19 protein-coding genes and 1 tRNA gene are annotated in these 25,128 nt (G+C 71.5%); 2 read left to right on the top strand and 18 right to left on the bottom strand.

All coding sequences use genetic code 11. The features are described from left to right. The first annotated feature begins 77 nt into the window (after positions 1-77). On the top strand, positions 78-1,751 hold the full coding sequence (locus CRP27_RS11325; protein ID WP_097180750.1) for a class I adenylate-forming enzyme family protein: 1,674 nt from the start codon (positions 78-80) through the stop codon (positions 1,749-1,751). Between the two features lie 66 nt (positions 1,752-1,817). Here CRP27_RS11325 and CRP27_RS11330 read toward each other — a convergent pair whose 3' ends face one another. From CRP27_RS11330 to CRP27_RS11365, 8 genes are all read right to left on the bottom strand, one after another. Beyond that, positions 1,818-3,158: a threonine/serine exporter family protein gene (locus CRP27_RS11330; RefSeq protein WP_097180751.1), complete on the bottom strand. Its 1,341-nt coding sequence runs from the start codon at positions 3,156-3,158 to the stop codon at positions 1,818-1,820. A 44-nt stretch (positions 3,159-3,202) separates the two neighbouring features. Then, a tRNA-Leu gene (locus tag CRP27_RS11335) sits at positions 3,203-3,276 on the bottom strand. Between the two features lie 82 nt (positions 3,277-3,358). After that, a complete protein-coding gene (locus tag CRP27_RS11340; RefSeq protein ID WP_097180752.1) occupies positions 3,359-4,840 on the bottom strand; it encodes an NAD(P)/FAD-dependent oxidoreductase in 1,482 nt (493 codons plus the stop codon). A 38-nt stretch (positions 4,841-4,878) separates the two neighbouring features. Continuing rightward, positions 4,879-5,427 (bottom strand): DUF501 domain-containing protein, encoded by a 549-nt coding sequence (locus tag CRP27_RS11345; RefSeq protein ID WP_097180753.1) that lies wholly within the window; start codon positions 5,425-5,427, stop codon positions 4,879-4,881. A gap of 35 nt (positions 5,428-5,462) precedes the next feature. Next, positions 5,463-5,996 (bottom strand): septum formation initiator family protein, encoded by a 534-nt coding sequence (locus tag CRP27_RS11350; RefSeq protein ID WP_097180754.1) that lies wholly within the window; start codon positions 5,994-5,996, stop codon positions 5,463-5,465. A gap of 345 nt (positions 5,997-6,341) precedes the next feature. Beyond that, positions 6,342-7,625, bottom strand: a complete 1,284-nt coding sequence (eno, locus tag CRP27_RS11355; protein WP_079238360.1) for a phosphopyruvate hydratase — start codon at positions 7,623-7,625, stop codon at positions 6,342-6,344. A gap of 96 nt (positions 7,626-7,721) precedes the next feature. Beyond that, entirely contained in the window at positions 7,722-8,966 is a 1,245-nt protein-coding gene (hisS, locus tag CRP27_RS11360) for a histidine--tRNA ligase (protein WP_097180755.1), read from the bottom strand. 307 nt (positions 8,967-9,273) lie between these two features. After that, complete coding sequence (locus CRP27_RS11365) at positions 9,274-9,957, bottom strand: MazG family protein (RefSeq protein ID WP_097180756.1); 684 nt, start codon at positions 9,955-9,957, stop codon at positions 9,274-9,276. A gap of 121 nt (positions 9,958-10,078) precedes the next feature. On the opposite strand from CRP27_RS11365, the gene nhaA reads away from it, so the two are divergent. Beyond that, positions 10,079-11,257, top strand: a complete 1,179-nt coding sequence (nhaA, locus tag CRP27_RS11370) for a Na+/H+ antiporter NhaA (protein ID WP_097180757.1) — start codon at positions 10,079-10,081, stop codon at positions 11,255-11,257. Between the two features lie 294 nt (positions 11,258-11,551). Here the strand turns inward: nhaA and mfd are convergent, their stop codons facing one another. From mfd to CRP27_RS11420, 10 genes are all read right to left on the bottom strand, one after another. Next, a complete protein-coding gene (gene mfd / locus CRP27_RS11375; RefSeq protein WP_097180758.1) occupies positions 11,552-15,163 on the bottom strand; it encodes a transcription-repair coupling factor in 3,612 nt (1,203 codons plus the stop codon). 33 nt (positions 15,164-15,196) lie between these two features. Next, on the bottom strand, positions 15,197-15,781 hold the full coding sequence (pth, locus tag CRP27_RS11380) for an aminoacyl-tRNA hydrolase (protein ID WP_097180759.1): 585 nt from the start codon (positions 15,779-15,781) through the stop codon (positions 15,197-15,199). Positions 15,782-15,811: 30 nt separating this feature from the next. Further along, complete coding sequence (locus CRP27_RS11385; protein WP_097180760.1) at positions 15,812-16,444, bottom strand: 50S ribosomal protein L25/general stress protein Ctc; 633 nt, start codon at positions 16,442-16,444, stop codon at positions 15,812-15,814. 341 nt (positions 16,445-16,785) lie between these two features. Next, a complete protein-coding gene (locus CRP27_RS11390; protein WP_097180761.1) occupies positions 16,786-18,165 on the bottom strand; it encodes an RbtT/DalT/CsbX family MFS transporter in 1,380 nt (459 codons plus the stop codon). Positions 18,166-18,684: 519 nt separating this feature from the next. Then, entirely contained in the window at positions 18,685-19,578 is an 894-nt protein-coding gene (locus tag CRP27_RS11395; RefSeq protein ID WP_097180762.1) for a hypothetical protein, read from the bottom strand. Positions 19,579-19,595: 17 nt separating this feature from the next. Continuing rightward, positions 19,596-20,948: a D-mannonate dehydratase ManD gene (manD, locus tag CRP27_RS11400; RefSeq protein WP_255257550.1), complete on the bottom strand. Its 1,353-nt coding sequence runs from the start codon at positions 20,946-20,948 to the stop codon at positions 19,596-19,598. Continuing rightward, the gene (locus CRP27_RS11405) at positions 20,945-22,213 is read right to left on the bottom strand and encodes a mannitol dehydrogenase family protein (RefSeq protein WP_097180763.1); all 1,269 of its coding nucleotides are present in this window, start codon (positions 22,211-22,213) and stop codon (positions 20,945-20,947) included. Before CRP27_RS11405 ends, manD begins: the two co-directional genes overlap by 4 nt. Further along, positions 22,210-23,097 (bottom strand): sugar phosphate isomerase/epimerase, encoded by an 888-nt coding sequence (locus CRP27_RS11410; RefSeq protein WP_097180764.1) that lies wholly within the window; start codon positions 23,095-23,097, stop codon positions 22,210-22,212. The genes CRP27_RS11405 and CRP27_RS11410 overlap by 4 nt, the downstream gene beginning before the upstream one ends. Continuing rightward, a complete protein-coding gene (locus tag CRP27_RS11415) occupies positions 23,094-24,284 on the bottom strand; it encodes a Gfo/Idh/MocA family protein (RefSeq protein WP_097180765.1) in 1,191 nt (396 codons plus the stop codon). Before CRP27_RS11415 ends, CRP27_RS11410 begins: the two co-directional genes overlap by 4 nt. Beyond that, positions 24,281-25,117 carry a sugar phosphate isomerase/epimerase gene (locus CRP27_RS11420; RefSeq protein WP_097180766.1) on the bottom strand — a complete coding sequence of 279 codons (837 nt, stop codon included), beginning with the start codon at positions 25,115-25,117 and terminating at the stop codon, positions 24,281-24,283. Before CRP27_RS11420 ends, CRP27_RS11415 begins: the two co-directional genes overlap by 4 nt. Positions 25,118-25,128: the final 11 nt, after the last annotated feature.

Genomic DNA, 25,128 nt, shown 5'->3' on the forward strand with positions numbered 1-25,128 from the left:
AGCGCTTCCGAGTGCGCGTCCGGCGGATACGCTGGCGAACGGTGCGCGGTGCACCCCGACCGCTTCAGGGAGCGACGATGACCGAGACCCGATCCGACTACGACCCGACGCGGTTCCGCGAGGTCTTCCAGACCAGTTACACGTACGCGAACGGCTTCGCCCGCAACACCCACCGCTTCGCCGACCGCCCTGCCCTGCGGGAACCCGACAGCGGCCGCACCTGGACCTACGCCGAGCTCGGCGCGGACGTCGACCGGGTTGCCGGCTGGCTGTTCCGGCACGGGGTCGGTCGCGGCTCCGTCGTCATGGTGGAGCTGTTCAACTCCCCCGAGTTCGCGATCCTGTACCTGGCGTGCCACCGCATCGGAGCGGTCTTCTCCCCCACCAACTTCCGGCTCGCCCCCGACGAGGTCGGGTTCATCATCGAGGACTCCGCACCCGTCGTCCTCGTGTACGACGCCGCCCGCGCGGACGACATCCGCGCTGCACTCGCCAGCGCCCCGCACGCCCCCGAGCACGTGGTCGTGGTCGGCGACGCGACGGACGACGGCACGGTCCCCTTCGCCGAGGTCGTCGGCGCCGACCCCGTCACCGCCGACGAGCTCGCCGCCACGGAGCCGCGCAGCACCTACGACGAGACGACCCGGCTCTACACGAGCGGCACCACCGGGCGTCCGAAGCCCGTACCGCTCCCGAGCCTGGTCGAGGTGCTCAGCGCGCACGACGTCATCATGCACTTCCCGCTCAGCCCGTTCGACAAGACCCTGAACATGTCCCCGCTGTTCCACCGCGGCGGCCTGTACTCCGGCGGCCCGAACCCGGTGTTCTACGTGGGCGCCGAACTCACCACACTCCGGCACTTCGACGCCGAGCGGGTGCTGGACCTCGTCGAGACCGAGCGCCTCACCTTCCTCATCGGTGCCCCGCCGAACCTCGTGCAGCTCGCGAACGCGCAGGAGGCACGGCCGCGCGACCTGTCGTCCCTGCACGGCATCGTCACGATGGGGGCCCCGCTCGACCGCGCCGCAGCGCTCCGCTACCAGGAGCTCCTGTCGCCGCGGATCTTCAACGGCTACGGCACGACCGAGACCTTCTGGAACACGTTCCTCCGCCCCGAGGACTTCCCCGACGGCGCCGGGTCCACCGGACGCGCGTCGACCGACGACGACGTCGCCGTGGTCCGGGTGTACGAGGACCGGCTCGCCGACCCGACCGACACCGTGCCGAAGGACGGCTCCGAGATCGGCGAGTTCGCGGTCCGGACGCTCAAGTCGGGGTACTCCTACCGGAACCCGGGACTCGAGGCCGAGAAGTTCGCGAACGGCTGGTTCTACCCGGGCGACCTCGCGACGTGGGACGAGCACGAGCGCGTGACCATCGTCGGCCGCAAGGACGACATGATCATCTCCGGGGGCGAGAACGTCCACCCCGTGCAGGTCGAGGCGGCCCTGCAGGAGCACCCGGGCGTCGCCGACTCGATCGTGGTGGGCGTCCCCGACGAGCGCTGGGGCGAGGTCGTGACCGCCTACGTCGTGCGCGCGCCCGGCCGGCTGCCCGAGGACGACACGGCCGCTGCCGCCGCCCTCGAGGAGTGGACCGGCACGCACCCCGGGCTCGCCCGCTACAAGCGACCGCGGAAGTACCGGTTCGTCGCCGAGCTGCCCTACAACGCGACGGGCAAGAAGGTGCACTACGTCGCCAAGGCGACGGCCGCGGACGACCAGGCGGCCGGTCTGCTCATCGAGCCGTAGCGCCCGACAGGTGACCGGCAGACGGCCTGGAGGCGCGGGGCGGCCCCGCCACGCGCCTCCAGGCCGTCAGCTGGTCGCGTCCACCCCGCGGTGCGGCGCGTTGCGCGAGAACAGGCCGGGCAGCAGCCCGCCGATCTTCGTACCGATGCACAGGCTGACGAAGGTCGCGAGCGGGGTCGCCAACGCCACCGGGTCGAACGTCGCGACGGCGACGAGGCCCACCGTCCCCGGCACGAGCAGCAGGAACGCCGGGAAGAACGACACGGTCGCCGGGATCGCCGGGACGAGCCGCTCCAGCAGACGCGTCGCCACGAAGAGCAGTGCAGCGGTCGCCCCGGTCGCGACGACGCTCCCCCACAGCGGCGTGGTCCCGCTCACGAGGGCGTAGGCGGTGACCATGACCGCGACCGACACGAGGGTCAGTCGCCACCCGGACCGGAACACCAGACCGAGGCCGACGGCGAGCCCGGCGACGGCGACCCACGAGACCCAGTAGGACGGCACGGCCTCCCACCCGCCGCGGTCCGTGCCGACGCCGGCGACCTCGCCGACGAGCGCAGCCGAGGACGGGTCGACGTGCAGCCCGGTCAGGGCGCTGCCCGCGGCGATCCCCGCCGCCATGAAGCCGAGCATGATGAGCCCCTGGACGAGCCTCGACGACCCGGTGACGATGTCCGCGGCGGTGAGTTCGAGCAGGGCGTTCGTGATGAGCGCTCCCGGCACGAACACCGCGACCGGGGCGCACACCGCGAAGAGCGGGACATGGTCGAACCCGGTGCCGGCGGCCACCAGCCCGACGATCGTCGTCGACGCGAACGCCGCGAGGAAGGGGATGATCGCGACGGCCTCGCGGAAGCGACGGAGCACGAGACCGATCACACCGACGAGTGCACCGACACCGAGGGCGACGAGGATCGCCCACCACGGGCAGCGGAACACGACCGCGAGACCGGCGGAGGTCAGGGCGTTGCCGAGGATCCACGGCAGCGCGGGCGGCGGCACGGTGCCGGCGCGGATGGCCCGGACGCGTGCGGGGATCTCGGCGAGGGCGATGGAGCCGCTCTCGAGGCCGAGGACGAGCCGGTTCGCCCGCGCAGCCTGCCGCGACGACAGCTCGACGCCCTCGGCGTTCACGATCGTGGCGGCGCCGGTGGCGATCTCGCTCACCATCACGAGCGCGGGCAGGACCCCGACCGCGAGGGTCGGTCCGACGCCGGCGGCGTCACGCGCCTTCTCGAGTGCCGATCGGACGTCGGTGACGGAGCTCCCGGCGTCGAGGAGCAGGGCACCGAGCGTGCCGAGCAGCATCCCGACCGGGACGGTCTCGCCGTCGACGACCTCGACGTGGGCCTCGGGCCGGTTGATGGCGTTCCGCAGGTTCGCGAGTGCGCTTCCGATTCCGACCACGAGTCTCGATGGTAGTGCCGGGGCGACGCGAGGCCGAGTCTCGGTACCCCCGGTGGGACTCGAACCCACAACTCGGCGATTTTAAGTCGCATGCCTCTACCGATTGGGCCACGGGGGCGGGCCGCAACAGCCTACCGACAGCCGGGACGCGACGAGGCGGCCACCCCGTCAGGGGTGACCGCCTCGTGTGGAGCGTGTCGCTACTTGGCGTCGGCCGAGGCCTCGGCCTTCACCGGCTCGGCGTCGTTGAAGACGTCCTTCGCGGGCTCGCCGTAGGCCGGACCAGCGGTCCCTGCCGGCTGACCCTCGGCCGGAGCCGGTGCTGCGGCCGGAGCGGCGGGCGCCTCGGCAGCGGGCTTCGGCCGGGACGCGAACGCCTCGAACGCGGCGCGCGGGGTCTCGCGGTCGTCGAGCGACGCGATGTCGCGGCCGAGGAAGAAGCCCCCGACCCAGTCGCCGATGACGCGCCACTTGCGCTCCCACGACGGCATCGCCATGCCGTGGTAGCCACGGTGGGCGCCCCACGCGAGGAAGCCCTTCATCGCGAACTTGCCCGACTGGAAGACGCCGATGCCGAGACCGAGGCCCGCGACGGCGCCGAGGTTCTCGTGCTTGTAGTCGTTCGTCGCCTCGTTGCGGAGGGTTGCGACGAGGTTCTTCGCGAGCTGCTTCGCCTGACGGACCGCGTGCTGGGCGTTCGGCACGCAGAAGCCGCCGACGCCACCACCCGTGAGGTCCGGCACCGCGGCGACGTCACCGCAGGCCCACGCATCGGCGATCACGCCGTTGTCGTCGACGACGCGGAGGTCGGGCTGCACGCGGATGCGTCCACGCTGCTCGAGCGGGAAGTCGGTGCCCTTGACCATCGGGTTCGCCATGACTCCGGCGGTCCAGATGATGAGGTCGGACTCGATCTTCTCGATCGCGCCGTCGTTGGTCTTGAGCTCGCAGACACCGCCGACCGCCGAGGCCAGCTGGGTCTCGAGGTGCACCGTGGCACCGCGCTGCGCGAGGTTCTTGAGCACCCAGTGCGAGGTCTCGAGCGAGACCTCGGGCATGATGCGGCCCATGGCCTCCACCAGGTGGAAGTGCGTGTCGTCGAAGGACAGCTGCGGGTAGCTCTTCAGCAGGTCGGTGACGAAGGAGCGGAGCTCGGCGAACACCTCGATGCCGGCGAAGCCACCACCGACGACCACGACGGTCAGCAGGCGGTCGCGCTCGGGCCCGGCCGGCAGGTTCGCGGCCTTGTGGAAGTTCGTGAGGATCTTGTCGCGGATCGCCGCGGCCTCTTCGATGGTCTTGAGGCCGATGGCCTCGTCCGCGACGCCCGGGATCGGGAAGGTCCGCGAGACCGCACCGGCGGTCATGACGATCTGGTCGTAGGACTCCTCCCACGCCGCACCCTCGGCCGGGGTGATGGTCGCCGTCTTGGTGGCGTGGTCGACGTTCGTGACCTTCGCGGTGACCACGCGCGTCTTCTTGAGGTGGCGACGGTGCGAGACGATCGCGTGGCGCGGCTCGATGGAACCGGCGGCGACCTCGGGGAGGAACGGCTGGTACGTCATGTACGGCAGCGGGTCCACCATCACGACCTCGGCTTCGCCCTGGCGAAGGTGCTTCTCGAGCTTCCAGGCGGTGTAGAAGCCGGCGTAACCGCCGCCGACGACGAGGATCTTGGGCACGGGGGATGATCTCCTTGGGTGGGGGGTTCGGAGTCGAGTCAGACTTCGCCGCCACCCGCCCCGACTCCAGCGTCTGCACCGCCATCATACGCCCGGCACGCACACCGGGAGGGCGACCAGTCCGCGCGCTCGAGCGCGAGGTCGCCGATGGGGTTGACGCCGGGTCCGGCGGCGAGGGCGTGACCGACGAGGGCGTGCAGGCACTTCACGCGGGTGGGCATGCCACCGGCGCTGATGCCGTCGATCTCGTCGACGTGCTCGATCGACTCGCGATCGGCCAGGTAGGACTCGTGGGCCGCGAGGTACGCAGCCGCGATGGTGTCGTCCTCGAGCAGGGCTGCCAGCTCCGGCATGACCTGGTTCGCCTCGAGGGTGCTGACCGCAGCGGTGGCCGCGGGGTGGCACAGGTAGTAGAACGTCGGGAACGGGGTGCCGTTCGACAGACGGGGCTTCGTGGAGACGACCGTGGGGTTGCCACAGACGCAGCGTGCCGCGATCCCGATGACGTCACGCGCCGGTCGGCCGAGCTGCGCCGACACGACCTGGACGTCGCGGTCGGAGGGCGGGTCGAAGGGAGGGGTCGTCACGGGAACGTGAGCCTACCGGAGTCCCGCGTCAGGTCCTACTTGGTGTCACCGGTGCCGGAGACGTCCGGCGCGACGAGGTCCTGCGTGGTCTCGTCGGTGAGCCCGGAGGTCAGCACGGACGAGAGCATCGCCTGCACCCAGTCGACCTTCGGCGTCTGCACGCTCGAACTCACCGGTGTGCCGGAGTCGGTGGTGGGCCGCCCGTCGGCCTTCGTGTCCTCCGCCCCCATCACGAGGTAGCTCTCCTCGCCCGGGTACACGTAGAGCAGCCGATCGCGCGCCTGCGCCTCGATGTACGCCGGGTCGTCCCAGCGCGCCACGTCCTTCTTCTTCTGCGCGACGTCGGCCTTCTGGCTCGCGACCTCGCGCTGCTGCTGGGCGATCTGCTCCTGCTGCTGGATGAGCGTCCGGAGCGACGGGGCGAGGACCACGACGAACAGCACGATGATGACCAGCATGAGCAGGCTGAAGCCGGAGAACCGGATCGAGCGGTACCACGGCTGGTCGGACGTGCCGCCCTCCGGCATGGCCACAGGGACGCGGCGGACGCGGGGCTTCTGGCTGGGCACGGTCCGACGATAACCCGGCGGGGCTGGGTCGGGCGGTCGGCACGCGGCCGATCGGTGCCCTCTCAGGCGGCCTGGAGGCGCGGGTCGCCTCCGCCGCGTCGCTCACGTCCGCCCCGTGGTCGCGTCACACTCCGCACGCGGTCCGTCGGGGTCGCGCGCGGTACGCCGGGGTCGCACGCGGTACGCCGAGGTCGCACGATCTGTCGCCTGCGCCCGGCGCGAGCGGCATGTCGTGCGACCTCGACGTCCGGCGGGCGGCATGTCGTGCGACCTGGCGCGCGGCCGCGCGGGAACGACGAGACGCCGCCCTCCCGGAGGAGGACGGCGTCTCGTGGGGCGCGCTGGCTACAGGGCAGCCGAGCGGGGGAATGCCGAGCGGCCCGCGTAGACCGCGGCGTCGCCGAGCTCTTCCTCGATGCGGAGCAGCTGGTTGTACTTCGCGACGCGGTCCGAGCGGGCCGGGGCGCCGGTCTTGATCTGGCCGCCGTCGACCGCCACCGCGATGTCGGCGATGGTGGTGTCCTCGGTCTCGCCGGAGCGGTGCGACAGGATCGACGTGAGGCCGTGGCGGTGTGCCAGGGACACGGCGTCGAGGGTCTCGGTCAGGGTGCCGATCTGGTTCACCTTGACGAGGATCGAGTTCGCGGCCTTCTCGTCGATGCCGCGCTGCAGCCGCTTCGGGTTCGTGACGAACAGGTCGTCGCCGACGATCTGCACCTTGTCGCCGAGCTCGGCGGTGAGGTGGGTCCACCCGGCCCAGTCGTCCTCGGCCAGCGGGTCCTCGATCGTGGCGAGCGGGTAGTCGCGGACGAGCTCGGCGAAGTACGCCGTGAACTCCTCGCTCGAGAGCTGCTTGCCCTCGAACGAGTACTTGCCGTCGTTGAAGAACTCGGTCGAGGCGACGTCGAGCCCAAGCGCGATGTCCTTGCCCGGGGTGAAGCCGGCCTTCTCGATCGCGGCGAGGAGGAAGTCGAGCGCGGCACGGTTCGACGCGAGCTCGGGCGCGAAGCCGCCCTCGTCGCCGAGGCCGGTCGCCAGGCCCTGCTTCTTCAGCTCGCCCTTGAGGGCGTGGTAGGTCTCGACACCCCAGCGGAGTGCCTCGGAGAAGGACTCGGCGCCGTAGGGCACCAGGAAGAACTCCTGGATGTCGACGTTGGTGTCGGCGTGCGCGCCACCGTTGACGACGTTCATCAGCGGCACGGGCAGCGTGTGCGCGTTCGGGCCACCGAGGTAGCGGAACAGTGGCAGGTCTGCCGAGTCGGCGGCGGCACGGGCCACGGCGAGCGAGGCGCCGAGGATCGAGTTCGCGCCGAGGCGGGACTTGTTCTCGGTGCCGTCGAGCTCGATGAGCGCGGCGTCGACGAGGCGCTGGTCGGTGGCGTCGAAGCCCTCGAGCGCCGGGCCGATCTCGTCGAGGACGGCGTCGACGGCCTTGAGGACGCCCTTGCCGCCGTAGCGGGCCTTGTCTCCGTCACGGAGTTCGTACGCCTCGAACGCACCGGTGGAGGCACCGGAGGGGACGAGCGCGCGGGACACGACGCCGTCGTCGAGGAGGACCTCGACCTCGACCGTCGGGTTGCCTCGGGAATCGAGGACTTCGCGTGCTCCTACGGCATCGATCACGGCCACGGGGTACTCCCTACACGTTCGGTTGTGGTGATTGCGGGACCGATCCTACCGACGCCGGGTGAACGCCAGGCGCGCATGACGCCCGCTGTGCAGAACTCAGGCCAACGGCCGGAACTCGACGCCCTCGAGCCTCTCGGTGTCCGCACGCACGGAGGCGAACGCGTCGAAGCCCTGCTCGACGAGCCCGGCGAGCAGGTTCTTCGTGTTCTTCGTGCGCCGTTCGAGCCGGACACGACGGTGCGACTCGAGCGCCTCGGCCTTGAGCGCGGCGAGGCGGACCGGGTCGACGTCCTTGTCGTACACGAGCACGACGGCGTCGGACTCGGCGGACTCCGGCAGCGTGACGAGGTCCACGAGACGCTCGAAGCCGAGGGAGAACCCGACCGCGGGCACGTCCTGGCCGAGGAACCGGCCGATCATGCCGTCGTACCGGCCGCCGCCGCCGAGGCTGTACCCGAAGTCCGGGTGCGCCACCTCGAAGATCGTCCCGGTGTAGTACCCCATGCCCCGGACCAGCGTCGGGTCGAAGCGCAGGTCGACCCCTGGGAGCGCCGATCGCAGGCGCAGCAGGTCGTCGAACGCGTCGGCGTCGAGCCACTCGGCTCCAGCAACAGAGTCCCAGTCGGCGGACTCGAGCGCGCGGATCGTGTCCTCGAGCCCGGGGAGCTCGGCGCCGACGGTCTCCCGCAGTTCCGCCGCGACGCCGTCCGGGCCGATCTTGTCGAGCTTGTCGATCGTGATGAGCGCCCGGTCCGCGGCGCCCGGTTCGGTGATCCCCCACGAGGCGAGGAGCGCCAGCAGGACCCGGCGGTCGTTGATCCGGATCGTGGTGTCGGCGATCCCCAGCGCGTCGAGTGCCGCCGTCGTGGCCCGGATGAGCTCGATCTCGGCGAGCTGCCCGGGTTCGCCGAGGATGTCGATGTCGCACTGCACGAACTGCCGGTAGCGCCCCTTCTGCGGACGCTCGGCCCGCCAGACCGGCGCGATCTGCACGGACCGGAACACCGACGGCAGTTCGGCGCGGTGCGAGGCGTAGAACCGGGCGAGCGGCACGGTGAGGTCGAACCGGAGCCCGAGGTCGGCGAGGTCGAGCGGTGCCTGCGCGCGCTGGAGGTCCTCGGTGGAGAGCCCGCGCTTCATGACCGCGAACGCGAGCTTCTCGTTGTCGCCGCCGAGGCCCGAGTGCAGGCGTGCCGCGTCCTCGACGACGGGGGTCTCGATCTCGTCGAACCCGTGCCGGGCGTACACGCCGCGGATCACACCGAGCACGTGCTCGCGCCGGGCCTTGTCCGCCGGGAGGAAGTCACGCATGCCACGGGGTGCCGTCACGGTCGAAGCCATGCCGCAATTCTGGCAGACGGGCAACTCGGGGTTGCGCACGGTCTGACCAAATGATATTCTGAATCCAGAACCTCGGTACGGCGGGTGCCTAATCCATTCGTCGGACCGATCGCGTGGGCAACGTGCTGCAGTGTGCCCCGCGGTTCGAGCGGGCTTCCCTGCCGGCACCTCTATCCCTGGTGGTGCCGTCTGCCCGCTCGCGGGCGTCCTCCTTTTTTCGGGTTGGGAGGACGCCCGCACTCTCTCGCCGTCCGCGCACCCGGACACCGCACCGCTGCGGTGCGCGCGGACGGCACTCCTCCCTCGATCAGTCGCCCGTGCGACCGGCCGTCTCCAGGTCGGCGACCGCAGCACGCAGGCTCGCGATCGGATCGACCCCGGCGTCCCGCGCCGCCGCGACCGACGCGAGCAGCGCCGCACCCCACGAGCGGTCGACGGTGCCGCTGCCGGCGCCGTCGGCACCCGGGTCCGGACCGTCCGACGCAACCACGTCGCCCTGGACGTCCGCCACGACCGACGCGACGACCGTGGCGGCGTCCCCACGTTCCTCCAGGCGTTCGAGCAGCTTCACCGCCCGCTCGAGCGGTGGCATCGCCCGCGGCACCCCGTCGAACAGGCTCCGCCGCGTGGACTTCTCCGCCGCCTTCGCCGCGCGCCAGACCCGGACGACGTCCTCCACGGTGTCCGCGTGCTCGTCCCCGAACACGTGCGGGTGGCGGCGGACCATCTTGTCGCGTGCACCGGCGGCCACGTCCTCCAGGTCGAACGACTCCGCGAGACCCGCGTGCAGCACCACTTGGTAGAGCACGTCGCCGAGCTCTTCCCGCAGTTCCTCCGGGTCGCCGTCGTCGATCGCGTCGACGAGCTCGTACGACTCCTCGACGGCGTACCGTGCGAGCGTGGCGTGCGTCTGCGCCCGGTTCCACACGCACCCACCGGACGGGGCGAGCAGGCGGTCGACGACTTCGACGAGGTCCGAGACGGCGGTCATGTCGTCATCGTGTCACGCCGCGATGCCTGGACGCCGGCTGCACGTGACCGGTATACTGGACGTGGCGTGTCGGGAAGTCTGGTCGACGGACCATCACCCGATCCCACTTCAACGGAGCTCCATGTCGGCACTCGTCCGTTCCCCCCGCTTCAGCGCCATCGCACTCCTCACCGCGGCCGTCCTCGGCCTGGTCGTCGCGAACTCGCCGCTCGGCCCCGGCCTCGAGCACCTCCTGCACGTCCACGCGCCGTGGGGTGCGGTCGGCCTCGACCTGTCGGTGTCGCACTGGATCAGCGACGGCCTGCTCGCGGTGTTCTTCCTGCTCGTCGCGATCGAGCTGAAGCACGAGCTCGTCGCCGGCGAACTGTCCAACCCGAAGACGGCGGTCATCCCGGCGATCGCGGCCGTCGGCGGCGTGCTCGTCCCCGCCGGCATCTACCTCGCGGTGACGGCCGGCACGCCGTACGGTCACGGCTGGCCGATCCCGACCGCGACGGACATCGCATTCGCCCTCGGGGTCCTCGCGATGTTCGGCCGCGGCCTGCCGTCGACGCTCCGGGTGTTCCTGCTCGCCCTCGCGGTGCTGGACGACCTCATCGCGATCGTCATCATCGCCGTGGTGTTCGCCCACGACACCGACTTCCTCGCGCTCGCCGGTGCGGTCGTGGTGCTCGCGGTGTTCTGGCTGCTCGGCAAGGCCCTGCGCCCCGGCCGTCCCGGCCAGGCGTGGGTCATCGCGGGCATGGTCGTGCTCGGACTCCTGACGTGGTGGCTCGTCTACCACTCGGGCGTGCACGCGACGATCGCCGGCGTCGCCCTGGGCCTCACCCTCCCCCGCCGCCCCGGTCACACCCTGCACGAGAACGTCGAGCCGTGGTCCAACGCGATCGTGCTGCCGCTGTTCGCGTTCGCCTCGGCCGCGGTCGTGGTGCCGGCCGTGGGGATCGGCGAGCTCTCCCCCACGTTCTGGGCCGTCGTGCTCGCGCTGCCGGTCGGCAAGGTGATCGGCATCACGCTGTTCGGGGCGGTCGCGACGCGGATCTTCCGGGCTCCCGGGCGGTCGACGCTGTCCTTCTGGTCGATCGTCACGGTCGGTGTCCTCGGCGGCATCGGCTTCACGGTGTCGTTGCTCATGAACGAGCTGGCGTTCGCCGCGAACGAGGAGCTCCTCGACGAGGGCGTGCTCGCGGTCCTGGTCGGCTCGGGCATCGCGATCGTCGCGTCGGCCGTGGTGGTCAGCCTGCGGGCGCGCCGCTACCGGGCGCGACGCGAGCTCTCCGAGGCCGAGGCCACCGAGTAGACCGCTCCGCGCGGTGCGTGCGGCGGGACGGGTGGTCCGCCGACTCAGAGCGACTTCGTCGCTGTCGTACGACAGCGACGAAGTCGCTCCTCGCGGACGCGGGCGGTTGCGAACGCGCGGCTGCGACATCTCCGATGTCGCACGACGTCGGAGATGTCGCACGACGTCCGCGCCACCACGCGCCCTCGACAGGATCGCGCGCCGTGGACGCGCGCACCAATGGACTGGAGGCGCGGTGCCAGCCCGCACCGCGCCTCCAGTCCGTCGTCAGGCGCGTTCCACGGCCCGCGCGCGCTACGCGGCCGGCGTCTCGGCGGGCGCCTTCGACGCCCCGTACACCGCCGTCAGGATGCTCTCGACCCACTGGATCAGGGCGTCGTCCGGCAGGGTCTCGCCGTGCGGCTTCGGCAACGGGATGCTCGCGGCGTCCTGCTGTGGGAACCACCGGGCGCCCGGGAACATCCGCTTGAGCCGCACCTGCGCCGAGTCCGGGAGCTCCTTGCCCGCGACCCGCAGGTTCGACCCCATCACGACGACGTCGGACAGGCCGACCTGCTGCGCCATCCGCCGGAGGCGCGAGACCTCGACCAGGGTGAGCACCGGCTGCGGCGGCTGCCCGTAGCGGTCGGTGAGCTCGTCGAGCACCATGTCGATCCCCTCCGCCTGCGCCGCCGGGGCGGAGGCGGCGGAGAGCTTCTGGTACGCCTCGAGCCGGAGCCGTTCGGACTCGACGTAGTCCTCGGGGATGTGGGCGTCGACGGGGATCTCGAGCCGGAGCTCGGTCTGCCCCTCGGCGACGTCCCCGCGGAACTGCGAGACGGCCTCACCGATCATGCGGAGGTAGAGGTCGAACCCGACGCCCGCGATGTGTCCGGACTGCTCGCCGCCGAGCAGGTTGCCCGCGCCGCGGAGCTCGAGGTCCTTCATGGCGACCTGCATGCCCGCGCCGAGCTCGTTGTTCGCCGCGATGGTCTCGAGGCGGTCCTGCGCGGTCTCGGACAGCGGCTTGTCGGCGTCGTAGAGGAAGTACGCGTAGCCGCGCTCCCGGCCACGACCGACGCGGCCGCGCAGCTGGTGCAGCTGGGACAGGCCGTACTTGTCCGCCTTGTCGATGATGAGCGTGTTCGCGTTCGCGATGTCGAGGCCGGTCTCGACGATCGTGGTCGACACGAGGACGTCGAACCGGCGCTCCCAGAAGTCGACCATGACCTGCTCGAGCGTCGACTCGGACATCTGCCCGTGGGCGACCGCGATCCGGGCGTCCGGCACTATCTCGGCGAGGTGCGCCGCGACCGACTGGATGTCCTTGACGCGGTTGTGCACGTAGAACACCTGGCCCTCGCGGAGGAGTTCGCGGCGGATCGCGGCGGCGACCTGCAGGTCCGACTGGGGGCCGACGAACGTGAGGATCGGGTGCCGGTCCTCCGGCGGGGTGGCCAGCGTGGACATCTCGCGGATGCCGGTCACCGCCATCTCGAGCGACCGCGGGATCGGGGTCGCCGACATCGCCAGGACGTCGACGTTCGTCTTGAGCTTCTTGAGCTGGTCTTTGTGCTCGACGCCGAACCGCTGTTCCTCGTCGATGATGACGAGGCCGACGTCCTTGAACTGGATGTTCTGCGACAGGATCCGGTGGGTGCCGATGACGATGTCGACGGTGCCGTCGGCGAGGCCCGCGATGGTCTCCTTCGACTCCTTCTCGGTCTGGAAGCGGCTCAGCGCCCGGAGGTGCACCGGGAATCCAGCGAAGCGCTCCTGGAAGGTCTCCATGTGCTGGCGGACGAGGAGCGTCGTGGGGACGAGCACGGCGACCTGCTTGCCGTCCTGCACGGCCTTGAACGCGGCGCGGATCGCGACCTCGGTCTTGCCGTAGCCGACGTCCCCGGAGAGCAGTCGGTCCATCGGGATCGGCCGCTCCATGTCGCGCTTGATCTCGTCGATGGTGGTGAGCTGGTCGGCGGTCTCGGCGAACGGGAACGCTTCCTCCAGCTCACGCTGCCACGGGGTGTCCGGGCCGAACGCGTGCCCCTTCGACGCCATGCGCGCCGAGTACAGCTTCACGAGGTCGACGGCGATGTCGCGGACGGCCTTCCGCGCCTTGCTCTTCGCCGCGGACCAGTCGCTGCCGCCCATCTTCGACAGGGTCGGGGACTCGCCGCCGACGTACCGCGAGAGCTGGTCGAGCTGGTCGGTGGGCACGAACAGCTTGTCGCCCGGGTAGCCGCGCTTGGACGGCGCGTACTCGAGCACGAGGTACTCGCGCTGCGTCTTCACGGCGTTGCGGCCACCGCTGGACACCTCGCGCGAGACGAGCTCGACGAACTTGCCGATGCCGTGCGTGGCGTGCACGACGACGTCGCCCGGCTTGAGCTGCAGCGGGTCGACGACGTTCTTCCGCCGGCTCGCGAGCTTCTTGACCGTGCGGGCGCCCTGCTGGACGCTGCGACCGTAGAACTCGGCCTCGCTGAGGACCGCGATGCGTGGATCCGGGGTGGCGAAGCCGTGCTCGACGGCGGCGGTCGTGACGATGGCGACGCCGGGCTCGGGAGGCGCGGTGAGGGCTTCGGCCCGGGCTGCGACGCCGGCGTCGGCGAGCACCTGCACCGCCCGTTCGACGAGCCCCTGGCCCTGGGCGGTCACCACGACGGCCCATCCGTCGTCGGTGAGCTGCTTGACGTGCGCGATCGCCCCGTCCGCGCTGCCGGCGAAGCTCGGGATCGCCTCGGCCCGGACGCGGATGTAGTCCCCGGCCTCAGCCACTGCTTCGGCGTCGGTGAGGACGCGCTCGGAGTCGCCCTCGTCCAGCCCGGAGTCGAACGGCGACACCGTCCACCAGGTGCGCTGCCCGCGGCCGTTCTTCAGCTGCTGCACCGAGAGGAAGTTGCCGGCGTCGAGGTCGATCGGCGCCTGGGCACCGGCGACCGCGGCGCTCCACGCGGCCTGCAGGAACTCGGTGTTCGTCTCGGCGAGGCTGTGCGCGCGCCCGCTGACCCGCTCCGGCCCGAGCACCGTGATGACGGCGTCGGTCGGCAGGTAGTGCGTCACGGGCACGAGGTCCTGCACGAGGGCGGGGGCGAGCGACTCCATGCCCTCCACCGGGATGCCCTCGGCGATCTTCGCGAGCATCTGGGACAGGTTCGGGAACTCGTGCAGCATCTCGCGGGCACGCTGCCGGACGTCGTCGCTCAGCAGGAGTTCGCGGGAGGCGGTGAGCTCGACCGTGCCGAGCTCGTCGTCCGTGGTGCGCTGGTCCGCCACGGAGAACGCCTTGATCGCCTCGATCTCGTCGCCGAAGAAGTCGACGCGCACGGGGTGGTCGGCGGTCGGCGGGAAGACGTCGAGGATGCCACCGCGTACCGCGAACTCACCACGGCGGGTGACCAGGTCGACCCGGGCGTACGCCATGTCGACGAGCTGCCCGGCGATCGTGCCGAGGTCGTTGCCCCGGGAGTCCGTCCGCAGCACGACCGGTGCGAGCGAGGTCAGGTTGCCCGCGATCGGCTGCAGCGCCGCGCGGACGCTGGCCACGACGACGGTGGTGCGGCGTTCCCCCGGTGCGGCGTCCTGCCACGCGGCGAGCTTCCGGAGCGTGGCGATGCGCGTGCCCACGGTCTGCGCGCTCGGGCTGAGCCGTTCGTGGGGCAGAGTCTCCCACGCCGGGAACTCGAGGACGTCGGCTTCGGGCAGGTAGCTGCCGAGTGCGTCGCGGACCGCTTCGGCCTCACGCCCGGTGGCCGTGACCACGAAGAGGCACTGCGGCCCGTTCCGCTCGGCGAGGAGCGCGCCCAGCAGCGGCACGCGCAGGCCGTCGACGACCGAGAAGTCGGCGTCGCGGTTCGCGGTGCGGAGGACGCGATCGAACGCGGAGGCGCGCGAGAGCGCAGGGATGATGCCCGAGATCGTCACTCAGGAGATGGTACCGGCCACGACCGACAACGATCAGGACGGGGCGTGCACCCGCTGCTGCGCGGCGAGGAGCCCGAGGTCCGCGATCGCCTCGACGGCGTCCGCGCCGTCGGCGAGCAGGTTCGGCAGCGTCTTCTTCTCGGTCGGCGAGAAGTCACGCAGCACGTAGTCGGCCGGGTCCTGTCGCCCCGGGGGTCGGCCGATGCCGATCCGCACGCGGGTGAACTCGTTCGTCCCGGTCGCCTTGATGATGTCGCGCAGGCCGTTGTGCCCGCCGTGCCCGCCGCTGCCCTTGAGCCGCACGGTGTCGAACGGCAGGTCGAGTTCGTCGTGCACGACGACGAGCGACTCCGGGGTGGCGCTGTAGAACCCGAGCACGCTCGACACCGGGCCGCCGGAGGTGTTCATGAACGACCCCGGCTTGGCGAGCACGAGCTTCGGGCCGCCGGGGACCAGGCGCCCCTCGGCGACCTGGTTCGGCGTCTTGTGCTTCTTGAACGTCGCGCCCATCCGGGCGGCGAGCTCGTCGAGGACCATCTGGCCGACGTTGTGACGGTTCCCCGCGTAGCCGGGCCCGGGGTTCCCGAGCCCGACCACGATCAGGGTGCGATCCGCCACAGCGTCGACCAGATGTCCGCGAAGGGGGTGTTACTCGCCGTCGACCGGGGCGGAGCCGCCCTCGGCACCGGCTTCGGCGCCGGCCTCGGCGGCTGCCTCGTCGGCGGCGTCGTCGTCAGCGGTGCCACGCGGGGTGACGATCGCGACGACGAGGGCCTCGCCGTCGGTCTCGAGCTCGGCACCCTCGGGCAGGGTGAGCTGCGAGGCGTGGATCTGCGTGCCGTCCTCGAGGCCCTCGACGTCGACCACGACGTGCTCGGGGATGTCGGTCGCGAGCACGAGCAGCGAGACCGTGTTGAGGTCCTGCACGTGGATGGTGCCGGAGAAGGACTCGCCTTCGACGACGACGGGCACGTCGACCGTGACCTTCTCGCCGCGGCGGAGGACCACGAGGTCGATGTGCTCGATGATCTGGCGCACCGGGTCACGCTGGACGTCCTTGACGAGGGCGAGCTGGGCAGCACCCTCGATGTCGAGGTCGACGACCGCGTTGGCGGTACGGACGAGCAGCATGGTCTCGTGACCCGGGAGGGTGATGTGCTTGGGCTCGGTGCCGTGGCCGTAGACGACCGCGGGGATCTTGTCGGCGGCACGGAGCTTGCGAGCAGCGCCCTTGCCGAACTTGGTGCGGACTTCCGCTGCGAGCTTGGTGTAGTCGGCCATGATGTCTCCTGGTCTCGGGGGCGACACCGGGGTGCCGGCATCGTGGGGGTCTGTGGTGTTGCAACTCGAACGCGTACACGCGTGAGGAACGCTCCCAGGACTGGGCCGGCTCTCCCACCGCGTCGATCACGGCCGCGCATGCGCGGCCCTCGCCGAAGTCAGTCACCGAGTCTAGCAGCACCGGTCCGGGCGTGTCGGCCCACGCCCTGGACGTGGGTACAGGTCGGCCTGGAGGCGCGGGGCGGCGCCGCCCCGTCCTCCCTCGCAGGCTCGGTCGGCGTGTCCCGCGCGACGCTCCGCGTCGCCGCCGAGCGGGACACGCCAGGCCGTCCGCTGGTCGCCTAGTGACCGGCGGCCTCCGCGCCCCTCGGCACCTTGAGGAAGCACAGGACCACGAACGCGAGGACGTACAGGAGGACGAAGGTCCAGACCACCCCGCCGGGGCCGCCCCAGGGCAGGACCGCACTGACGACGGCGTTGCCGAGGAAGGTCGCGCCGCCGGCTGCGGTCGCGTACATCGCCATCGCCGGGCCGCGCCGCTCCTCACCCGCGAAGGCCGGGACGATCGCGCCCATCGGGGTGAAGCCGGCGAGCATGATGCCGAACACCGTGCCGGCCGCCGTCGCCAGCCAGAAGCCCCACTCGGAGCCCGCCGGCACGAGGTGCGGCACGTACCACCAGGCGAGGAGCCCCACCGCGGAGGCCGCGATGCCGAACCACTTCACGGTGCGGATCCAGCCGATGCGGTCGCCGAGCGCACCGAAGAACGCGTTGAAGAGGATGTTGCCCGCGTAGACGATCACGGTCATCGTCAGCCACTTCGACTGGCCCCAGCCGAGCTCGGTGCCGATGATCGCCGGCATGATCACGAACATGCCGAACTCCGGCGCCGTGTTGACGAGCCGGATCACCACGGCCAGCAGCACCTTGGGGCGACGGATGCAGACCTCGATGCCGGACGCGATGACCCGGGCCGCCGAGTGCTCACGCGGGGCGATCCGACGGAGGCCCGTGGACTCGTGGACGCCGAAACGGACGATCAGCCAGCCGGCGACGACGAAGACGAGCGACGCCGCCATCGACCAGGTCTCACCGAGCGAGCCTCCGCCGAACGCGGGGATCGTGCCGATGGCGATGAGCGAGCCGAGCGTCGGCAGGCCGCCGGTGAACACGACGTAGAACCAGCCGACGGCGGTGGCGTTCCGCTCCCGGGCGACCGTGTGGTTGATCCAGCAGAGGAACGAGAACGCGAACAGCGGGAAGCCGAGGCCGCGGAGGAAGTACGTCAGCGCGATGAGTCCGACCGACGCCGTGGGCAGCGCCGCGAGGAACGCGACCTGGAACACGACCCAGAGCACCGCGCCGATGGTCATGACGCGGCGTGGACCCCACAGCTCCGACAGGACGCCGGCGAAGTACGACGCGACGAGGACCGCGACGCCGTAGATGCCGATGATCATCGCGGCACTGTCGGTCCCGCCGCTGCCCAGGACCCCGGCGATGTGCGGCGAGATGAAGTTCGACTCGATGCCGTCGCCCGTCATGAAGACGAGCACGCCGAGGAAGCCCCAGCGCAGGGGGTGCGGGATGCCGAGGCGGGCGAGGAGTCCCTCGCGGGCGGCGGCGGCCGGCGGTGGTGGTGCGGCGGTGCCGGACTCGGGTGCGATGACGCCGTTCGGCGGCGTGAGGGTGGTGGTGCTGGCGGTGCGGGGTTCCGACATGTGTCGTCTCTCCTGGAGGGGCCCCGGAGTGCTCGACCCGGCATCGCGGCATGTCTCCGGGGTGCGCCGCGCGCCGCGCACCACCTGCCCGCGCGGTGGCTGCGGGCAGGTGGCGCGTCGGCGATGATGCGAGTCCTGTACCCGGGCCGCCCCGTGCTGATCGCAGGGCGGACCCGGCGGACCATCGCCGGCCCGAAGCGTGGTGCCCGAGATTAGACCGCTCCAACGCACGGCGTCAAGAACGACAACTGTTGCGTAACGATGCGGGCGGCGGGGCCCGTCCGCGGGTAGTGGGTCGTTCCGAGCATGGCGGGTCGTTCCGGGCGTACCTGGCCGTTCCGGGCACGGCGGGTCGTTCCGGGCGTGCCTGGCCGTTCCGGGCACGGCGGGTCGTTCCGGGCGTGCCTGGTCGTTTCTTTCGACTCGGTACGCGCGAATCCGCGTGCTATCTCGACCGTCATGGGAAGGAACGGGCACGCTCGGCCCCGACCGGGCGCAGGACGGAATGCGGCTCTCGGTCTACGTCCGGCGTCGCTTCCGGGCCGCGGTGAACGCGTCGCGTGCGCGGTCGCTCGCAGCCTCGGCCTCGTCGCGGCTGCGCTCGAGTCGTTCGACCTCGGCGGTCGCGTCCGCGAGGGCGCGTTCGAGCTCGGCGCGCCGGTCCTCGGCGGCTTCGAGTTCGCCCTCCGCCCGGTCGAGCGCGGCATCGGCCTCGCGGGACGCCGTGCGGGCCTCGGCTTCGGCTGCGCGGGCAGCGCGACGTTCCGCCGCCGGGTCGGTCTTCGGCTCGCGTTGCGGGGCGGGCTTCGGTTCCCGTGCGGGAGCGGGCCTGGAGGCGCGGCTCGCCTTCCGGGATCGGCGCGCGTCCTCGATGGGGATCGGAGGCGCGTCGCTGCCGGACCAGGCGTCCGGCACCGCGTCGGGATCCGCGAGTGCCCCGTCGAGGTCGACGTCGTCGAACCCCACGCTCTCGAGCGGCCGGACGAGCAGCCCCGACCGGACGGCGGCACCGGCGTGTGGGTCGGCCATCGCCGCCTCGATCGTCGCCCGCACCTGGTCGAGCACCGCCGTCGTCACCGGGTGCCCTGCCTGCTCGGCGAGGTCGGCGCCGGCCTGCGCGAGTGCTCCGACGACGTCGGACCGCTGCCGCCGGAGCGTGGCGATCTCGGCCGGGTCGGCATCCGCCTGGGCCTGCCGCAGCGCGGGTCCGAGGTCGACGGCGTCGTCGAGCGCGGCCTCACTCGCCAGCAGGTCGATCACCCACGCAGCCGGGGCCGGCTTCCGGAGTGCACCGATCGCCGTCGCGAGCTCGCGGTCGTCCTTCCGGGCCGCCCGCTGCCGTGCGGTCCGTTCGGCCACGAAGTCCGCGGGCGCGACGAGGAGCAGTTCCCTCGCCACGTCCGCGAACCCCATGCGGCCCAGCTTGCCCGTTACCAGTCGTGGACGGTGCCGTCGGCGAGCCGGTTGAACGGGAGGTAGGCCTGTTCGTACGGGTACTTGCCCGCCTCGTCGACGTCGAGCGAGACGCCGAGGCCGGGTTCGTCGCCGGGGTGCAGGTACCCGTCGGTGAAGGTGAAGGTCTGCCGGAACACCTGGTTCGTCTTCGGGCCGTGCTGCATGTACTCCTGGATGCCGAAGTTGTGGATCGCGAGCCCGAGGTGCATCTGCGCCGCGAGGCCCACCGGCGAGATGTCGGTCGGTCCGTGGAACCCGGACTTGATCTGGTACATCGCCGCGTAGTCCATCGTCTTCTTCAGGGGGCTGATCCCACCCATGTGCGTGACGGCGCCGCGGACGTAGTCGATGAGCTGGTCACGGATGATGTCCTTGAAGTCCCAGATCGTGTTGAAGACCTCGCCGATCGCGAGCGGCGTCGTGGTGTGCTGCCGGACGAGCTTCAGCGCCTCCTGGTTCTCGGCGGGGGTGCAGTCCTCGAGCCAGAACAGGTCGTACGGCTCGAGCGACTTGCCGAGCTTCGCGGCCTGCAGCGGGGTCATGCGGTGGTGGCCGTCGTGCAGCAGCGGCAGCTCGGGGCCGAACTCGTTGCGGACGGCTTCGAACACGGTCGGCACGTGGCGCAGGTACGCCCGGGTGTCCCAGTCCTCCATCGCCGGGAACGCCCCTCGCTGCGCCGGCTCGAAGTCGTACCGGACGCCGTCGTTGCCGGCCGTCGTCTTGTTCGACGCGATGCCGTAGATGCTCTCCAGCCCTGGCACGCCCGTCTGCACGCGGATCGACCGGTAGCCCTCGGCCTGGTGCTCCCGGATGGAGTCGAACAGCTCCGGCAACTCCTTGCCCGACGCGTGCCCGTACGCCATCAGCCCGGTGCGGGACGCCCCACCGAGCAGCTGGTACACGGGCATCCCCGCGACCTTGCCCTTGATGTCCCAGAGCGCCATGTCGACGGCGGCGATCGCGGCCAACGTGACGGGACCGCGGCGCCAGTACGACGACCGGTAGAGGAACTGCCAGGCGTCCTCGATGCGGCTGGCGTCCCGACCGATGAGGAGCGGGACGACGTGCTCGGACAGGTACGCGGCGGCGGCGAGCTCGCGCCCGTTGAGCGTCGCGTCACCGAGGCCCGTCACCCCGTCGACGGTCGTGATCTTCAGCGTGACGAAGTTCCGGTTCGGGCTGGTCACGATGACCTCGGCGCGCTCGATGAGCTGGCCGCGGTCCGTGGACGCCCACGTGTCCGGACGCCCGGCGGTCGGGTCGCTCGCGGCACCCGTGTCCGCCGCACCCGGCACCGGGGCCGCGGGGTTCGTGGTCGTGTCGGTCATGCGGGGACTCCTTCGTCGGTGCGGGTGGTGGTGCTGGCACGGATGCGGTCGGCGGCGGCCGTCACCGCCGTCGCGGTCGCTTCGGTGTCGAGGTCGGGGGCGATGACGCGCAGCACGTCGTGCACGTCCGAGTCTGCCCCGGGGGCTCCGTCGTCGCTCACCAGGTCGGGCTGCTCGGTCAGGTGCAGCCACCACGCCGCGATGGCGGTCGCGGCACCGGGGCCGATGCCGGCGGACGGGTCCCGGGCGAGCCGGTGCCGGAGCACGTCGACGACCCGGACGGGGAGCTTCTCGGACCCGCCGGACGCGATCTGCCGCAGGGTGTGCCGGATGCGGGGGTTCGCGAACCGCTCGACCAGGGCGTCGCGTGCCGCGGTGATCTCGGCCGCGGGCAGCGGGAGTTCGCGGGCCGCTTCGTCCCAGAGCTCTTCGACGGCCGCGCGGCAGACCGGATCGTCCATCGCGGAGGCGACGGTCTCGTGGCCGAGCTGCAGGCCGAGGTAGGCGAGCAGGGAGTGCGAGCCGTTCAGCAGCCAGAGCTTCCGTTGCTCGTACGGCGTGACGTCGTCGACGATGCGGACCCCGGCTGTCTGCCACGCGGGTCGGTCGATGCCGTCGAAGGCGCCCTCGAGCACCCACTCCGAGAACGGCTCGGTGACGACCGGCACCCGGTCGCCGTCGAGCGCTCCCGGCAGCGCAGCGAGGTCAGCGACGTCGGCCTCGGTGGTGGCGGGGGTGATCCGGTCCACCATCGACGACGGGAACGACACGTGCGCCTCGATCCACGAGCGCAGTCCGGGATCGGCGGCCGCACCGAGGACGGCCTCACGCAGGACCTCGCCGTTGTGGGTCAGGTTGTCGAGGCTGACCAGCGCGATCCGACCGGAGCCGGCGGCACGCCGTGCGTCGAGCCCCGCGACCAGACGGGCCGGGACGTCGGATCCGGACCGGTAGCCCTGCTCGGTGACCGTCAGCGTGACGATGGTCGTCTCCGGGGAGGCGACCGCGTGCCTCCAGGCCGTGTCGTCGCTGCCGGGGTGCGCCGCCACGATCGCGTCGACCACGGCGGCGTCGTCACCCGACGCGGCACGCGTGACGAGCGTGTACCGGCAGCCCTGGGCCACCAGCGCGTCGGCGACGGCCGGCGACCGGCCCGTGAAGGCGGTGATGCCCCACTCACCCGCGTGCTGCGTGTACCAGGCGAGGTGGGCGCGCGCGAAGGCACCCACCCCGAGGTGGACGATGCCGGGGCGGCGGTCGGTCATGCCGACACCGGGACCAGGGACCGCAGGTACGCGAGGTTGTCGGCGGTCCGGGCCTCGAGCGGGAGGTCGGTGGAGAAGTCCTCGATGGTGACCCAGCCGTCGTAGCCGACCTGGCGCAGGGCGTCGAGGTACTCGGACACCGATGCCTGGCCGGTGCGGAGGGGCGCCCACTCGTTCTGCCAGACGGTGCTGCCGTCGGCCCGGGTGTCGCCGGTGTCGACCCAGCGGGCGTTCTTCACGTGGGCGTGCGCGAGGTACGGGCCGAGGAGCTCGAACGCGGCGAGGTGGTCCTCCTGTCCCTCGATCACGAGGTTCCCGAGGTCGTGGATGACCCCGACGTGCGCCGGGTCGAGCCCGTCGACGAGCCGGAGCGCCGCCGACGCCGAGGGCGTGATCGTCATGTGGTGCAGTTCGACGAGGGCCTTCACCCCGAGTTCCGTCGCACGGGACACCGCCCACTCGAGGTCGGCGCGGGTGCGGTCGAAGATCTGCGCGTAGGTCTCCCCCGTACGCTCCTTCTCCTGCCGGTACATCGGCATCGAGACCCGGACCTGGCGGGCACCGAGCTCGCTCGTCACGCGCAGCATCGTGTCGACGCCGTCGCGGTTCGACGCCTGCTGGTACCCGCCGATGCCGGAGTACTCCAGCCCGGCTGCGTCGGTGATCCGGGCGATCTCGCCGACCTGGTCCTCGATGCCGGTAAACTGCCACGTCGAGTTGTTGCCGGCCCAGAACGACCGACCGCTGGGCACCTCGGCGCCGTCGGCGGGGCGGTCGTCGACGATGCGCCACTCGATGCCGTCCCAGCCCTGCTCGGCCAGCGTCGAGGCGGCCTGCGACGGAGTCCAGTCGGGGGTGGACGCGGTGAACACGGAGAACTTCATCGGGTGGCTCCTTCTGCTGCGTGTGCGCCGACGACGGGGACGACGTCGTCGTACGCCCCCTCGATCACGTCGTCGATCCGGACGGGCTTGCCGAGCGTCGCGCTGACGTAGAGGCCGCGGACGGTGGCGAGGGACACGAGGGCTGCGTCGACGGTCACGCCGGGGTCACGGCCCTCACGGATCGCGGCGACGATGTCGGTGTACTGCCGCCCGTGTCCGGCGGCGAAGTGGTCGGGTTCGGCCGGGCCGCCGACGACGTGCTCCGGCGGGACGACCTGGTCCTTCTGGTCGACTGCCCCCTCGACCGCGGAGGCGTTCGAGGTCGTCGAGGCGGACTCGAGCGTCGCGCTGTCCGGGGCGATGTGGAAGTACGCGAGCCGGTCGTCGTCGACGATCGCGGACCCGTGCGTGCCGTACACGGCGTATCGGGCGGAGAGGCCCGGGTACGCCGCGGTCGTGCAGTGGATGACCCCGAGCGCGCCGCCGGCGAACCGGACGGTGGCGACGGCGGTGTCCTCGACCTCGATGCGGTCGTGTGCGAGCAGCCCGGTCTGCGCCGAGATCTCGACCGGACGCCCGAGTGCCCAGACGAGCAGGTCGACGGTGTGCACGCCCTGGTTCATCACCGCACCGCCGCCGTCGAGCGCCCAGGTGCCGCGCCAGTCGCCGGAGTCGTAGTAGCCCTGCGACCGGTACCAGGCGACGCTCGCCAGGCCCGAGGTCACCGTGCCGAAGCCGCCGTCGTGGGCGGCTGCGGCGACGGCGGCGGACGCCGGGTCGAAGCGGTGCTGGCTGATGACGCTCGTGACGAGGCCACGCGACCGAGCGGAGGCGGCGAGCGCGGCGATCTGCCGGGCCCGGGGCATCGTGGTGTCGAGCGGCTTCTCGATGACGACGTGCTTGCCGGCGGCCAGGGCGGCCTCGGCCAGCTGCACGTGCATGCCGGACGGCGAGCAGATCGCGACGACGTCGATGTCGGTCTGCGCGATCGCTTCCTCGATGGTCTCGGTGGTGATCGGACGGGGGACGCCCATCGCCTCGATCTCGTCGGCTGCGCTGGTGGCCGCGGCGGGGACGGCGTCGACGAGGGCGACGACCTGCAGGTCCGGGTGGTGGACGGCGACCTTGGCGTGGTGGCGTCCGATGACGCCGGCGCCGACGACTGCCAACTTCAGTGGGGTGGTCATCGCAGGGTGACTCCGATCTGGTCGGTGAGGGTGCGGAAGGCGCGGCCGGCGCGACCGAAGGCCGCGGGACCGGAGAACCCGCCGAGGTGGGTGAAGTCGCTGAGGTGCGGCTCGAGTGAGGCGTAGCCGGAGTACCCGGCGTCGCGGAGCGCGGTGAGCGTCTCCAGGAGCTCGCCGTCGCCCTCGCCCGCGGGCACCACGGAGGAGTCGGCGGCGAGGGCGTCCTTGACCTGCAGGTAGTCGACGTACGGGGCGAGCCGGGCCCAGCCGTCGGTGAACGGCTTGACGCCGCACTGCACGTAGTTCGCGTTGTCCCACGCCAGGCGGAGCGCCGAGGACCCGACGCTCTCGACGATGTCGAGCACGCGCTCGGGGACGTCGCCGTAGATGTCCTTCTCGTTCTCGTGCAGCAGCGTGACCCCCTCGCGCTCGGCGAGGTCGGCCAGGGCACGCATCCGGACGAGCACGTCGTCGCGGACGGCCTCGGGCTGCCGGCCCTCGAAGTAGAACGAGAAGATCCGGATGTTCGTCGTTCCGAGCGCGTGTGCGGCAGCGATCGCCCGACCGAGTCGCTCGACCTCGTGCTCGACGGGCTCGTCGACGGCGACCTTGCCGATCGGCGAGGCGATCGCGGAGACGGTCTGCCCGCGTTCCTCGAACAGGCGGTGCAGGCCGGCGCGCTGGTCCTCGTCGAGGTCGACGACGTTCACGCCCCAGGCGCTGCGGACCTCGATGGCGCTGGCGCCGAGCGCCTGGAGGACCGCGACCTGGATCGCGGGGTCGGCGTCGATCTCGTCGCCGAAGCCGGAGAGCTCCCAACTGGGCTGGGTCATTGCATTCCCTT

The organism is Curtobacterium sp. 314Chir4.1, from assembly GCF_900215175.1.
Lineage (GTDB): Bacteria > Actinomycetota > Actinomycetes > Actinomycetales > Microbacteriaceae > Curtobacterium > Curtobacterium pusillum_A.